This window comes from Zhongshania sp. (assembly GCF_047636175.1).
GTDB lineage: Bacteria > Pseudomonadota > Gammaproteobacteria > Pseudomonadales > Spongiibacteraceae > Spongiibacter.
Genome location: NZ_JBLIKC010000004.1, coordinates 83,597 through 97,018, shown reverse-complemented (window position 1 = coordinate 97,018; position 13,422 = coordinate 83,597). Strand labels below are relative to the sequence as shown.

Sequence of the window (13,422 nt, the reverse complement as noted above, 5' to 3'; positions counted from 1 at the left end):
AGTAAACGTAGGTCTTGTGTGGCCAAATTACACCATACTCGAAGTCGAGCCGCAGAACTTTTGGAAGCCTTCATATTCAGCCACCCGCTGATGTTAGCTCAACGCAATCTCGCGCTTGCTCTAAATTCAATATTGGCGACTTTGAAAAAATGCCAAGCCCTGCTTCAATCTACAACGGCAGGGCAGCACCAAATTTATACTGCTGTCTCACTTAACGTTACTTAGGCGCTTCATCTGTATGGCGATCGCACTATGTGGGTCTATTAATAAGCGGGGTTATGGCGCTTATATTTGCCGCTCGCGTGTTCGGTCGGGCTTTTTATTTTGACTGCGGCTGCTATGTTTGCAGAAACTGAAACAAATCGCACCGCCGCTAATAGTGTTGTTCTGGTGGGCGATTCTGAGGCGTCATTTAATTAAGAACGGTTTGGCTAGGCTCGCATCATGGCACGGTGGTAATGGTTAAGCGTTTTTTAAGTCGCCATCAGGGTATTATCAAAGCTTTATATCGTTAGGTAGTGCGCTATGGTCAATAATAAATCTTATCACTATATTGAGGTCGCCGAATTTGGTGGGCCTGAGGTTCTAAAGTTAAGGGTAGAAGAATCCTTGCCGCTGCCAAAGCGTGGCGAAGTGCGCGTAAAAGTGCTGACTGCTGGAACTGGGTTTACAGATACCATCATTCGTCAGGGTCAGTACTACGCTATCAAGGATAAACCACCGTTTACTCTTGGTTATGATTGGTTTGGCGTTGTTGATGCTTTGGGTGAGGGGGTTAATGATTTTAAGCTAGGGCAGTACGTGGCGGATATGCCCGTTATTGGTGGCTATTCCCAGTATCTTTGTGTGTCTACAGAGTCATTGATTGCCGCGCCGGATGGCTTGGACCCCGCTGCGGCGGTGGCGATGATATTGTCATATACCACGGCCTACCAAATGCTGACACGGATTCGAGAACTGCCAGCGGGTTCAACGTGCCTAGTTCATGCGGCAGCGGGCGCAGTAGGCACCGGATTGCTGGAGCTAGGGCGGCTGCAAGGTCTTAAAATGTATGGTACGGCCTCAAAGGGTAAGCATGACACAGTGCGCGCATTGGGGGCGGAGCCCATCGATTACCGAGCAGACGAATTTGTTGCTGAGATAGAGCGCCTCACTGCTGGTGAGGGTGTCGACGTGGTGTTTGACACGATTGGCGGTCGCAATTGGACAAGATCTTATCGCTGCCTCAAGCGTGGTGGCTTATTGGTTGGCTTTGGTGCTTTGCAGCTAACCACCGGCGAAGAGAAAGTGCCGTCCTTACTATGGGGCTTTTTTAAGTTGCTACTAGGGTGGCGGATGATACCCGATGGCAAAGAGAGTCAGTTTTACAATATCCATAGCCGACGTAAAAAACACCCCCAGCAGTTTAAAGAGGATGTGAGTCACTTGTTCGCTTTGTTAAAGCAAGGGCATTTGCAGCCCAAGATTGACGCCATCGTTGATCTAGATCAAGCCCAGGCGGTGCATAAGCGCATCGATAGCGCGGCGATTACTGGTAAGGTCGTGCTGCGCTGTAATCCCTATTAGGGTGGCTAGCCATTTAAACGGGGAGCTGTCTTTGCTTTTAGTGCATGGCAGCGAGCTGGTGTTTCTTGCTAGTAGTTAAATGATCTGAATGTACAAACAATACTAAAAAGAACATGGACAATGTAGAGACATTCTTTCGCCTGTTATCGGGTGATCAAACGCCAGCGAGTCGGCGTGTAATAGCAATCTTGATGCTAACTTTTCTGAATGTTGGTTTTTATACAAATCGCAGCCCAGAATAGGGTGGCCAATGGCAAGGCTATGAATTCTTAGTTGATGAGTGCGACCGGTTATTGGGGTGAAGAGTACGCGACTGCGAGTTGGATTCCTCAGTCTTGCGATCACTTGGAAGTGACTTTGGGCGAGCTTACCCGATTGTTCACAGATTTTGACGATAGGAAAGTTTTCAGAGTCTTTTGCAATCGGCGCATCTATGACGCCGCTGTCTTCCTCAATATGGCCGAATAATTCGCTTAGATAGGTTTTCTGCACACTGCGGCATTGGAACTGCTTAGTCAGCTTGGCGTTTATGGCTTTGTTCAATGCCAAAATCATGATCCCCGAGGTGCCAAAATCTAAGCGATGCACCAAGGTGATTTCTGGGAAGATCTTGCGCATACGGAAGTGCACCGAATCTTGGTTCAAGGGATTCTTTCCGGAGAGACTCAGCAAGCCAGTGGGCTTATTTATAAGTAGTATGTGCTCATCCTGATAAAGAATATCAATACTCTCGTGGCAGAGTGGGGCGATAAAATCATCGATTTTTTCTTTCAATGCGCAGCCTGTCTTACTATCAAGAGTCGAGTGATCTTGGCGTGTTATATCCAAAAAAAGCGAAGTGTGTTCGTGTAGGCCTTATTGGCTCATTATGGGAGCACAATGCAAATACCTTTTATAAACTCACCGCCAGTGGGTTTATAAAATTTGCGGACTTAACGCAGCAATGGTCTTAGCATGTTTTCAAGGCCATTGAGTTTAATCTCGTACATCAACGCCAGTTGATTACCGAGTTTGCCAGCCGGAAAACCCTGTTTATGGAACCACACCAAATACGGTTCTGGGAGTTCCAGTAATTTTCGGCCATGGTATTTTCCAAAGGGCATGATCTGATTTACGGCATCGATCAACAGCTGGGGATCTTGGTTATCAAGCGTCATTCTTGCTGCTCGTGCTGTGCCAGGCATTTGCACCCAAGGCGATAAGCCGCAGTTGTTTCTCGGCTTTGAGAATTAATTCGGCGTCGTCTTCACCGCGTGGACGTCCCATGAGCTGTTGGGTGACGATTTGAATCATCGACCCAATCATCAAGCTAGCCAGCATTTGTAAGTCTTCTTCGCTCCAGCTCTCACTACTCACTAACCTCGATAAATCGCTTGCGAGTTCGACTTCGAGTTGTTTGAATTCGTCATTGATTGCATTGCGAATAATGGCAACGCCACCGAAGGCTTCTCTGCTAATAAATTGAAACTGACGCCGATGTGCACGCACATAGGTTATAAAGGTTTCGACCGACCGGCGGATAATTAATTCTTCCGGGATGGGATTGGCACGTACCGTGATTAGCATAGTACGCAAGGTACTGAACGACGATGTGACCAATTCTAAACCGAGGCTGTCCATGTCGGGAAAATGTCGGTAAAACGCACCGGGAGTAATGCCTACTTCACGGGTAACTTCACGCAGGCTGATGCCGTCGAAGCTCTTGTCGCGATTTATCAGCTCTAAAACCGCTTCTAACAATGCCTGTCGAGTATTAATTAGCGTATCGCCGTGGCTGCGATGACGCTTTTGGGGACGACTCATAGTGTTACCGGATTCTTGGTCGAGAAGGATACTTTCGCCAAACTTACTTACGCCTATACAGTTTTGCTATTGGCGGGTATTGGCGACGCTCAGAAGCTAGAAGCTAAGTTTACAATCCTCTGCTGGATGTGACCAGCAGAGGATTTATCAGGGTGGGGTTCTGGCTTACGCGGTAATGGCAGCAGCTGTGCTGTGCCTGGGTAGCGAAAGTTTGAATATCTTTGCCCAAACCGAGGCGTACTGGCTCCACAGTGGGCCAGTGTTATAGGGTATGTCGTACTTCGTGCACACTTTGCGAACCTGTACAGAAAGCTCTGCATAGCGATGTGCGGGCACATCTGGAAACAGGTGGTGCTCAATTTGATGAGACAAATTGCCGCTCATGATATGGAAGAGCTTGCCACCTTCAAGGTTGGCTGAGCCAAGCAGTTGACGGTAATACCAGTGACCTTGTGTTTCATTTTCGCAGACATGTTCCGGGAATGTATGCACTTCGGCAGGAAAGTGACCACAAAATATAATGGTAAAGGTCCAAATGTTACGAATTAGGTTGGCCGCTGCATTCGCCGCCATTACGATGGGAAACAGCGGGCCAGCCAGGGCGGGAAAAAGAATAAAATCTTTGCTAAAGATTCTTGCGGTTTTGCGTAGTGACTGTTTTAGTTTTGGCCAGATTTCACGAAATGTCTTTTTCCCTGAGCGTAGGCTATCTATTTCCACATCGTGAAGGGCAACACCCGTATCGAAAAACAACATTAAAAGTGTGGCGTAGATAGGGTTAGCCAAATAGGCCGGATGCCACTTTTGGCTGGGATCCATGCGTAATATTCCATAGCCAATGTCACGATCTTTGCCAAGCACGTTGGTGAAGGTGTGGTGTTCATAATTATGAGAGTGTGCCCACTGATCACTTGGGCAGTTTGTATCCCAGTCGTAGTGCTGGGAGTGGAAGCGTGGATCGCCCATCCAGTCGTATTGGCCGTGAATAATATTGTGGCCAATTTCCATATTATCTAGAATTTTGGCCACGCCCAGACCGATACTGCCCGCGCAAATCAGTACCCAGAACAGAGGCCAGCTAGCGACCGATAAGCCCAGTGAAGGTAAAAGTGGCAATGCAGCATAAATACTGATTCTAGAACCGATAGCCAGCGCACGTTGAATCCATACAATTCGTTTTATGTACGTTGCATCTCTTTGACCGCGTTGCTTTAACGCGGCCTGCTTTATGGCGTCTATCTCTTTGCCAAAGGCAGCGAGTTGATCCTCATTAAGTGTGATTTTAGTCATGGGTTTACCCCTTAAATAGCTGCTATTAGTATTTGTTGTTGTCATTAAATCGACAGGACGACATCGCCAAGTGCCTGCGAAACACACAGTCTTATATGCTCTTCGCCGTGGCTTAATTCGCCGGTGCTAATATTGCGGACGGTGCCCCTGATTTTAAGGCAGGTGCAGGTATGGCAAATACCCATGCGACAGCCTGATTGTAGGTTTAAGCCGGCTTCCTCAGCCTGGTCTAATAGCGCGCGGCCATCGTTATCAATGATGTGCTGACTTTGTTTGAAGGCAATACTGCCGCTTGCTTCGCCGCGGGCCTGCGAGGTTGGCGCCTTGAATCGCTCACTGCGCAGCTTATCGCTATGTCCCAAAAGTTCGTATTCGGCGCTTACTTTGTCAATTAGGGCTTCAGGACCGCAGACATACGTTAGCGGTAATGTGATAGCGCCGGTGTGCTCTGCAAGACCATTCTCTGAATTGATTGCACTAAGCAAATGGCTCTGACTGAAATGGCCACGCAATGTCTGCGGTGTTGAGATAGTGCTATACACCAAAAATAATGAAAAGTTGGTGTGCTTCTTTGCCAAGTCTTCTAAGCGCCGGCGGAATATGCAGCGTGCATTATTTCGGCTGTAGTAGAGCAGGGTGATGGCGCCGCTGTGGTGGTGCTCTAAAAGTGTTTCTAACATCGCCATCATTGGCGTAATACCGCTGCCGGCGGCAATAAATAGCAGGGCCGAAGGTATCTGCTGGGGAAGTACAAATTCACCCAGCGCGGGGGACAGGCTAATACGGTCGCCCACTTTCAAATGGCTGTTGATGTATTTAGAAACAAAGCCGTCATCGTGCGCCTTGACAGTGATTCGCGGTTTGCGGCTATAGGCGCTATTGCTAAGAGAGTAGCTGCGGCTGTGTTGGCGACCATCAATCTCAATGAAGACTTGAACAAATTGTCCCGGCAAGAAGTGTGTCCACTCGCCGTTGGGTGATAGCTCGATGCTCACACTATCGTCAGTTTCTGCAGTAATGGCGCTTATGCGTGCGGGAATTCGGCTTTTATCTAGTGACCACATCGGATTGATCACCTCGAGATAGCGACCAATGCCGTGGGGCGCTGCAAGCGCGTTAATGATTGGCGTATCGATAATACGACGCCATGCGCTGCGGGATGTTGTAGTGGCAAGGCTCATATCTTCCCCTTTAACTGTGTTGATTGCGCGTTTTGGCAGTTGCGACACAGTGGTTTTAAGGTGTTAGTAAACGTATGTGCACACTTTAGTGAACAGGTGTGCACAATAGTTGCGACACATCTGTTTGTCAACAGTTGTTTACTTAAATTTAATGGTAGTGTTGTGCGTGTTTTTTTTGATTTTGGTTGTGTAGTTAATTGATATTTATAGGTTTTAAATGGTTTTTGCTTTGATATTGTGGTGCTGGGAGCTTGGCCAAAATAAAAAATTATGCATTTTAACCATCCCTAACTTGCGGTCTTGATAGCAGAGAGTGCTATTTGTATGGGCCTTATCGCTGGGACTGCCGTAATCAAATCTGTTAAACTCCGCGTCCGAGTATCCGTGACAAAGAGATGGATTTATGGAGGAACTAGCTTCAGCGCAACAGGTGGTTCGCGAACATTTGGCGCAGTTGCATGACCGACCCCGGGTACCTGCTGACGAACGGGCGGCTTTGCGTGAAAAAATTAAACGTCTTCTTGTTGAGCGAAATGCCGTTCTGGTGGCGCATTACTACACCGATCCCGACATTCAGGCTCTAGCTGAAGAAACCGGTGGCTGTGTGTCTGACTCCCTTGAAATGGCGCGATTTGGTCGCGATCATGAAGCATCTACATTGGTGGTTGCCGGTGTAAAGTTTATGGGCGAAACCGCAAAGATATTGTCGCCAGAAAAAAGAGTATTAATGCCAACTTTGGAGGCCACCTGCTCTTTGGATATTGGTTGCCCTATTGAGGAGTTCGCTGCTTTCTGTGATGCCCATCCCGACCGCACGGTGGTGGTATACGCTAATACCTCGGCGGCAGTAAAAGCTCGCGCTGACTGGGTTGTCACTTCCAGTATTGCCCTGGATGTCGTTGATTACTTGGACGGCGAAGGTCAGAAAATTTTGTGGGCACCGGATAAGCATCTAGGTGACTATGTTCGCCGAGAGACGGGCGCCGATGTGTTGCTATGGAATGGTGCTTGTATCGTTCACGAAGAGTTTAAGGCGCAGGGTATTTTAGACCTTAAACAGGTCTATCCAGATGCAGCGGTATTGGTGCATCCGGAGTCACCTGCCAGCGTGGCTGCATTAGGTGACATGGTGGGATCGACTACGCAAATTATTAATGCCGCTCGCGACCTGCCAAATAAGCAAATGATTGTGGCAACGGACCAGGGTATTTTTTATAAACTGCAGCAGTTGGTGCCAGACAAAGAATTTATTATTGCACCTACCGCAGGTAGCGGGGCAACGTGTCGTAGCTGTGCAAATTGTCCGTGGATGGCAATGAATGCCTTGGATAACTTAGCAGCGGCATTGGAAAGTGGTTCAAATGAGGTGTTTATAGATCCAGAGTTAGGTGTGCAGGCCATGAAGCCTCTCACCCGGATGTTGAATTTCGCCGCCGGTCAGCGTTAATCTTCGCAAGTACCCAGCGCCAAATTAAATTTAACGCCGCTGAATTAAGCGGCGTTTTTGTTTCAGCTGATAGCTATCGTGGACTCCATTTATAATGTGCCGGGTATTTATAGCTTCTTCAGCTTTTCTTCCATATCGGCAATATCTTTTAGTCTCTGCCTGATTCGGCTCTGTTCAATATGATTGCTAGCTGTGCGCTCATAAGCGTAGCGCAGCTGTTGGTTTGCGCGCTCAAATTGACCGACAAGAATAAAGTACTCAGCGCGGGCGACATGCACCCCCAGAATGTTACCGGCTAAGCCACGAACTTCTGCTAGCTGATACCATAGATCGGGATCTTCTGATCGCTCGCGTGTTTGTTTGCTGAGCAGTAGGTCGGCCTCATCGTAGCGATTGGCGGCTTGCAAAGCATCGGCAAGCGCCATGGTGTAAGGATGGTTGCCTGGGGTGATGGCTAACAAGCCACTGAGCAGAACGATTGCCTTGTCGATCTCTTTTTTCCCGATAAGGATATTAGCTTCGGCAATACGATAGGCAATTCGATTGCCGCCATCTTGTAGCAGGGGTTCGAGCTTTTCTCTGGCTTCGTCCCAGCGCTCTAACTTTATTAAAGCAATGACGACGCCGTAGCGATGGGCTTCGCCGTTAACGCTCTGAGGTTCGGACCAGTTTTTAAGCTGATCCTCAGCATTATTGCTGTGAAATAACGTGGCCCGCATTTTCATTAGCTGGTAATTGAGATTGTCGACGTACACCCTTCTTGGATACTGACGAGCGCGATTTTTGCTGTCGCTGACGCGACTTTCAGTGAGTGGGTGAGTTAGCAGAAACTCCGGTGGCTTGGATCGGGCATAGCGCAGGTTCTTGCCCATATTTTCAAACATGGCTGGAACAGCGCTGGGGTCCATGCCGGACTTAGCGAGTGTCTCCATACCTAAGCGGTCGGCTTCTTGCTCGTTTTGACGACTAAAGCGAAGCTGGCTATCCAGGGCCGCGGCCTGCGTGGCGGTAATGGCGGCGATACCGGCATCAGCACCGGCTGTTGCCGCAAGTATGATGCCCGCGAGTAAGCCTGCCAGAGTTGGAATAGTGCTTTGTGCAGATTTGTCTAGCGAGCGGGTAAAGTGCCGCTGACTAATATGGGCAATTTCGTGGGCGAGAACGCCGGCAAGCTGTGCTTCGTTGTCGGTATTGAGAAATAAACCGCTGTGCACACCAATGACCCCACCAGGTACCGCGAATGCGTTGATAGTGGGATTGTCGACCACCACAGTTTCAAGGCGCCGGTCTTTTAACTCGCTGTTCGAGACCAATTGGTACAGCAGTGACTCGATATAGTCCTGCATGAGAGGATCATTTATAGTTTTCACGCTATTGCGGAACATTTTTAGCCACATCCTGCCTAAGTCGTGCTCTTGTTGGGCAGAGAAGCGCGATGCGGTAACGTCCCCGAGATCAGGTAAATTATCTGATGGGCTGTTATCGGCTAGGCTGAAGCTTGCGCTCAGCAACAAAACAATACCGAGTAGATGTTTAAACACTGTCAATCGTATATCCCTTACATCGCTAAAATCAGGATTGGTTCTTGATCATACAAGAGCGTACTAGCGTATGACCTTGTTATTCGGTAAAAGTGCTAGCTTGGGGCTGGTGACGTGGCGAGCTATACTAGCGTTTTTATCCGGTTATGCACGGGGATTATGACTGATATTAATGTTTTTTTAGATGCAGTAGGGCTAGATTGCCCTCTGCCATTGTTAAAAGCCAAGCAGGCACTCAATCGAATGGCCTGCGGCGAAGTGCTTGAGGTATTGGCGACAGACGTCGGGTCCGTTAAAGATTTCGAGGTATTTGCTAAGCAAAGTGGTCATGCCTTGCTGCTCCGTGAAGATAATGCCGGTACTTATCGCTATCTATTTAAAAAGAAGTAACACTGCCCAATTCACATCACCAACCCAATAGGAACCTCAGTCATGCTGGGTATCGTTCGTTCATGGTTTGATCGCCTGTTTGCAGAAGAAGAGACGGTTGTTCTGCTATTGCTGATTGTCGCCTGCTTGCTGCTAATGCTGACCTTGGGAAATGTCTTGGTGCCGATTATGGCGAGCATTGTGCTGGCATTTATGATGCAAGGCCTGATGGCCCGACTCAGTGGTATGGGTGTTTCTCGGTGGCTGACCATTGCCATTACATATACGGTTTTTGTGACTATTTTCTTTGGGGTGTTGGTGGTCTTACTGCCCCTAGTTTGGCAGCAGTTAACCAACTTGTTTGAGGAGTTGCCGGTCATGCTGCGTCAATTGCAGCATTTATTGCTGCTGTTGCCGCAGCGCTCGGAAATGTTTACCGAGCAACAGATTCGAGATTGGATGGCCTTGGCGACCAAGGAGCTGGGTTCGGTTGGGCAGTATTTATTGTCTTTCTCTATCGCTCAGTTGCCCAATGTCTTGGGATTAATGATCAATATCGTTCTCATACCCATACTGGTGTTTTTCTTTCTGAAAGACAAAGAAACGATACTGGGTTGGTTGGCAAGTTTTCTTCCGGGTAGGCGGCCATTATTAAAAGCAGTCTGGGCGGAAGCAAATGTGCAGGTGGCCAACTACGTGCGCGGTAAAGCGGTTGAAATTGTAATTGTTGGGGTGGTTTCCTATATCGCTTTTATTGTCATTGGTTTGAATTACCCCGCCTTGCTAGCCCTTGTTGTCGGCCTTTCAGTTGTCATTCCCTACATCGGTGCGGCGGTGGTGACTCTGCCGGTATTGTTGGTGGGTTTCATTCAATGGGGTTGGGGTGGGGAGTTTTTAACCTTGTTCATTGTCTACAGTGTGATTCAGGCCCTAGACGGAAATGTCTTAGTGCCATTATTGTTTTCCGAGGCGGTGAATATGCACCCGGTGGCAATTATTGTGGCCGTGCTGGCATTTGGAGGTATTTGGGGTGTTTGGGGGGTGTTTTTTGCTATCCCCTTGGCAACCCTAGTAAAAGCGATTTTATATGCTTGGCCCCGGCCAAAAGCGCCAGAGTTTTATCCTAACGACATGCTGCTAGGCGAATCAAACGATATCTAATACTCAAATGAGGCAAAGGAAGGATTGTGAGATATTTAAAATCAGTGGGTTTGATCGTCATTTTCTTTCAGTTGGCGGCGTGTAGCTGGCTGGGCTCTGACTGGCTTGATAGTCGAGATACTAGCGCAGTATTAAAGCCTGTTAGTGATCAGCGAGAATATCGCTACACTGAATTGGAAAATGGCCTAAAAGTCGTGCTGATCTCAGACTCTGCCGCCGATAAGGCAGCAGCCTCGCTAGACGTCAATGTTGGCAGTCGGCAAGATCCTAAGGACTACCAAGGTTTAGCCCACTTCCTAGAACATATGTTGTTTCTCGGTACTGAAAAATACCCGGAGGCCGGCGCATATCAAGCGTATATAACCGCCAATGGTGGCAGTCATAATGCCTTTACCTCTTTTGAACATACCAATTATTTTTTTGATATTAGTGCGGATTCATTAGAGCCGGCTCTAGATCAGTTCGCACAATTTTTCGTCGGACCTTTGTTTAATGCCGAATATGTTCAGCGTGAAGTGAATGCGGTGAACTCAGAGTACCGGGCTCGTATACGTGATGATGGGCGCAGAGAGTTGGCTGTGTTTAAGGCGCAGCTAAATCAAGATCATCCCTTTGCTAAATTTTCAGTCGGCAATCTCGAGACCTTGCGCAGTGATAATGAAGTCGCGTTGCGCGAACAGTTACTCGCGTTTTACGGCAAGAATTATTCAGCCAATATCATGACTCTAACGGTGATCGGTCGTGAATCACTCGATCAATTAGAGGCCATGGTACTGCCTAAGTTTGCTGGGGTGAAAAATCGCGGCCGTGATCTTGCGCCCATTGAGCAAGCTTTGTTCACAGCGGGTACCTTGCCTCGCTGGATAAACATTCAGCCAGTACAAAATCGCCGCTCCTTGTCGATAAATTTTCCCGTGCCAGACGCTGAGCGTTACTGGCATGTTAAACCCTTGAATTATATTGGCAATATTCTGGGTCACGAAGGCAGTGGTAGCTTGTTATCGGTGCTTAAAGCTCGGGGCTGGGCAGATAGCCTGCGTGCTGGACAGAGTTTTGATTATCAGGGTGGTGCTTTGTTTGGCGTTGACGTTGCGTTGACGGAGTCCGGTCTTAAACATGTGGATGAGATTGCCGGCCTTATTTATGAGGGCATTGAGCTGCTGCGGGCCAAGGGTATTGAAGAGTGGCGCTTTAACGAGCAGTCGGGTTTGGCAAATCAGGAGTTTATGTTCCGTGCGCAGCCAGCTGCTATTAATGAGGTCGTGCAGTTGTCGATGGGCCTTCAAAAATTTCCCGCGCGGGAGTTATTGCGCGGTCCTTATTTAATGGATGAGTATCGCCCTGGCTTGTTAACAGAATTTCTCGAAGTCATGACGCCAGAGAATAGTTTTATTAGTTTGGTTGCACCGGGCGTGGAAACCGAGTTCGAGATATCGCGCTATCAGGTTTCCTATGGTGTGCGCGACATCACTGCAGATCAATTGAGCGGGTGGACCTCTGCGAATACCGCAGGTCTAGGCCTGCCAATTAAAAATAATTTTGTTGCCTCAGATTTTAGTCTCAAGAAAGGCGATAGTTCTGCCATCCCTAAATTGCTTACCGATACGCCAGTAGAGCTATGGCTGAATACTGATGACACCTTTGAATTGCCAAAGGGCCGAGTGTATTTGCTACTTGAATCCGAGGAAGTGGCAGCGGATGCTGAGCGGCGGGCAAAAAGCGATTTGTGGCTGCAGATGGTGAAGGATCAGCTCAACGAGCTTTCCTACCCCGCACAGCTTGCGGGCTTGGACTTTAATGTGTCGGTAGGCTGGCGTGGTGTTCAAGTTAGTGTTGGTGGATTTAACCAAAAACAGGGTGAATTATTGCGCGAGCTGCTGCTGGTGTTGAAAAGCCCGGAATGGCAGCAAGCGCGGTTTAGTCGCTTGAAGGCGCAGCGTCTGCGGCAGTTTGAAAACGCTAGTAGGCAGTCACCTTACCAACAAGTGATTGCTGAGTTGCCGCGCATGTTGAGCCGGGAAACGCCGGGTTTGAGCGCACACGAGGCGGCAACCCAAAAGGCGGAAATGTCTGCGGTGGCCAGCCATGTGGCGAGCGTGATGAAAGATCTACATATACGCATGCTGGTAGACGGTAACTTTAGTGAGGCAGACGCAAGATCCTTAGCTGGGTTGGTGGACGCGGCGCTGCCCATGACGCTAGAAACACGTTCACCGGCGCAATTTATTACTCACCTTCCAGTGGGTACTTCGGTGAGAAAAATACCGGCAGAACACGACGATAGCGCGGTGTTGATGTATTTACAGAGTGCAGCTAGTGGTCTGCAAGCGAGGGTGGCGATGGGCTTAACGGCGCAAATGTTAAGCGCCGACTTCTATCATCAGCTGCGGACTACCAAGCAGTTGGGCTATGTTGTTAGCGCCAGCGTATATCCTCAGCGCGACGTGGCAGGGCTGATATTTTTGGTGCAATCTCCAGTGCTAGATCCCGCGTCTGTGCAAGGCGAAATTACGGCGTATATCCAGCAGTGGCTGAAGGCTGGCGTTGACGAGGCAAGCTTTGAAAAACATAAGGCTAGCCTGTCGCTGCGCCTTGCCGAGCAGCCGGAAAATTTGTGGGATGCGGCTGGACGTCACTGGCAGGATTTACTGGATAACTATCCAGAATTTAATAGCCGAGATCAATTAGTCGAGGCGCTAGGTGATTTACAGTATGCCGACTGGTTGGCACTGACCCAGAGTGATCTTGGTGAGACCGGGCAGCGCGCGCTGTTGGTCTATAATAGTGGCAAGTGGCCGCAGGCCGTGCCCATGGGTAAAGCCAGTGGAGAACCCGGCCAATTTAAGGCTGCGTTGCCAGCGTATCGTTTTGAGTGATACCTTGGAGATGGGCTATAGTGGGGCGTAAGCCCTTGTTTTTGATACAATCTACCATAATGATGCGATAAGTTATTCATATAAAAAATAGTAGCATTCAGTTGATTTATGGCTTAAAAGCTGTGAGAATTTACGTCGCCCAAACGCTGAAAGCCAGAGTTTGAGGCTAGCTAATAACTTCTGTATTC

General features: G+C 48.6%; 11 protein-coding genes. 5 read left to right on the top strand and 6 right to left on the bottom strand.

The features are described from left to right. The first annotated feature begins 525 nt into the window (after window positions 1-525). Window positions 526-1,566: a medium chain dehydrogenase/reductase family protein gene (locus tag ACI955_RS03330; protein WP_415242316.1), complete on the top strand. Its 1,041-nt coding sequence runs from the start codon at window positions 526-528 to the stop codon at window positions 1,564-1,566. 102 nt (window positions 1,567-1,668) lie between these two features. Here ACI955_RS03330 and ACI955_RS03325 read toward each other — a convergent pair whose 3' ends face one another. The 5 genes from ACI955_RS03325 to ACI955_RS03305 form a co-directional block, all read right to left on the bottom strand. Next, window positions 1,669-2,340, bottom strand: a complete 672-nt coding sequence (locus ACI955_RS03325; RefSeq protein ID WP_415242315.1) for an RluA family pseudouridine synthase — start codon at window positions 2,338-2,340, stop codon at window positions 1,669-1,671. Window positions 2,341-2,498: 158 nt separating this feature from the next. Beyond that, window positions 2,499-2,723, bottom strand: coding sequence for a DUF3820 family protein (locus tag ACI955_RS03320; protein ID WP_415242314.1), 225 nt, complete (start codon window positions 2,721-2,723; stop codon window positions 2,499-2,501). After that, entirely contained in the window at window positions 2,713-3,369 is a 657-nt protein-coding gene (locus tag ACI955_RS03315; protein WP_415242313.1) for a TetR family transcriptional regulator, read from the bottom strand. The genes ACI955_RS03320 and ACI955_RS03315 overlap by 11 nt, the downstream gene beginning before the upstream one ends. Window positions 3,370-3,534: 165 nt before the next feature. Then, entirely contained in the window at window positions 3,535-4,659 is a 1,125-nt protein-coding gene (locus ACI955_RS03310; RefSeq protein ID WP_415242312.1) for a fatty acid desaturase family protein, read from the bottom strand. A gap of 44 nt (window positions 4,660-4,703) precedes the next feature. Further along, window positions 4,704-5,840 carry a ferredoxin reductase gene (locus ACI955_RS03305; protein WP_415242311.1) on the bottom strand — a complete coding sequence of 379 codons (1,137 nt, stop codon included), beginning with the start codon at window positions 5,838-5,840 and terminating at the stop codon, window positions 4,704-4,706. Between the two features lie 403 nt (window positions 5,841-6,243). Here ACI955_RS03305 and nadA point away from each other — a divergent pair, with 403 nt between their 5' ends. Beyond that, window positions 6,244-7,287, top strand: a complete 1,044-nt coding sequence (nadA, locus tag ACI955_RS03300; RefSeq protein WP_415242310.1) for a quinolinate synthase NadA — start codon at window positions 6,244-6,246, stop codon at window positions 7,285-7,287. A 107-nt stretch (window positions 7,288-7,394) separates the two neighbouring features. Here nadA and ACI955_RS03295 read toward each other — a convergent pair whose 3' ends face one another. Further along, window positions 7,395-8,828, bottom strand: coding sequence for a M48 family metalloprotease (locus tag ACI955_RS03295; protein ID WP_415242381.1), 1,434 nt, complete (start codon window positions 8,826-8,828; stop codon window positions 7,395-7,397). 159 nt (window positions 8,829-8,987) lie between these two features. On the opposite strand from ACI955_RS03295, the gene ACI955_RS03290 reads away from it, so the two are divergent. From ACI955_RS03290 to ACI955_RS03280, 3 genes are read left to right on the top strand one after another with little or no spacing between them, the layout of a single operon-like run. Then, window positions 8,988-9,218: a sulfurtransferase TusA family protein gene (locus tag ACI955_RS03290; RefSeq protein WP_415242309.1), complete on the top strand. Its 231-nt coding sequence runs from the start codon at window positions 8,988-8,990 to the stop codon at window positions 9,216-9,218. Window positions 9,219-9,260: 42 nt separating this feature from the next. Next, window positions 9,261-10,358, top strand: a complete 1,098-nt coding sequence (locus ACI955_RS03285; RefSeq protein ID WP_415242308.1) for an AI-2E family transporter — start codon at window positions 9,261-9,263, stop codon at window positions 10,356-10,358. Window positions 10,359-10,384: 26 nt separating this feature from the next. Then, on the top strand, window positions 10,385-13,234 hold the full coding sequence (locus tag ACI955_RS03280; RefSeq protein WP_415242307.1) for an insulinase family protein: 2,850 nt from the start codon (window positions 10,385-10,387) through the stop codon (window positions 13,232-13,234). Window positions 13,235-13,422 lie beyond the last annotated feature (188 nt).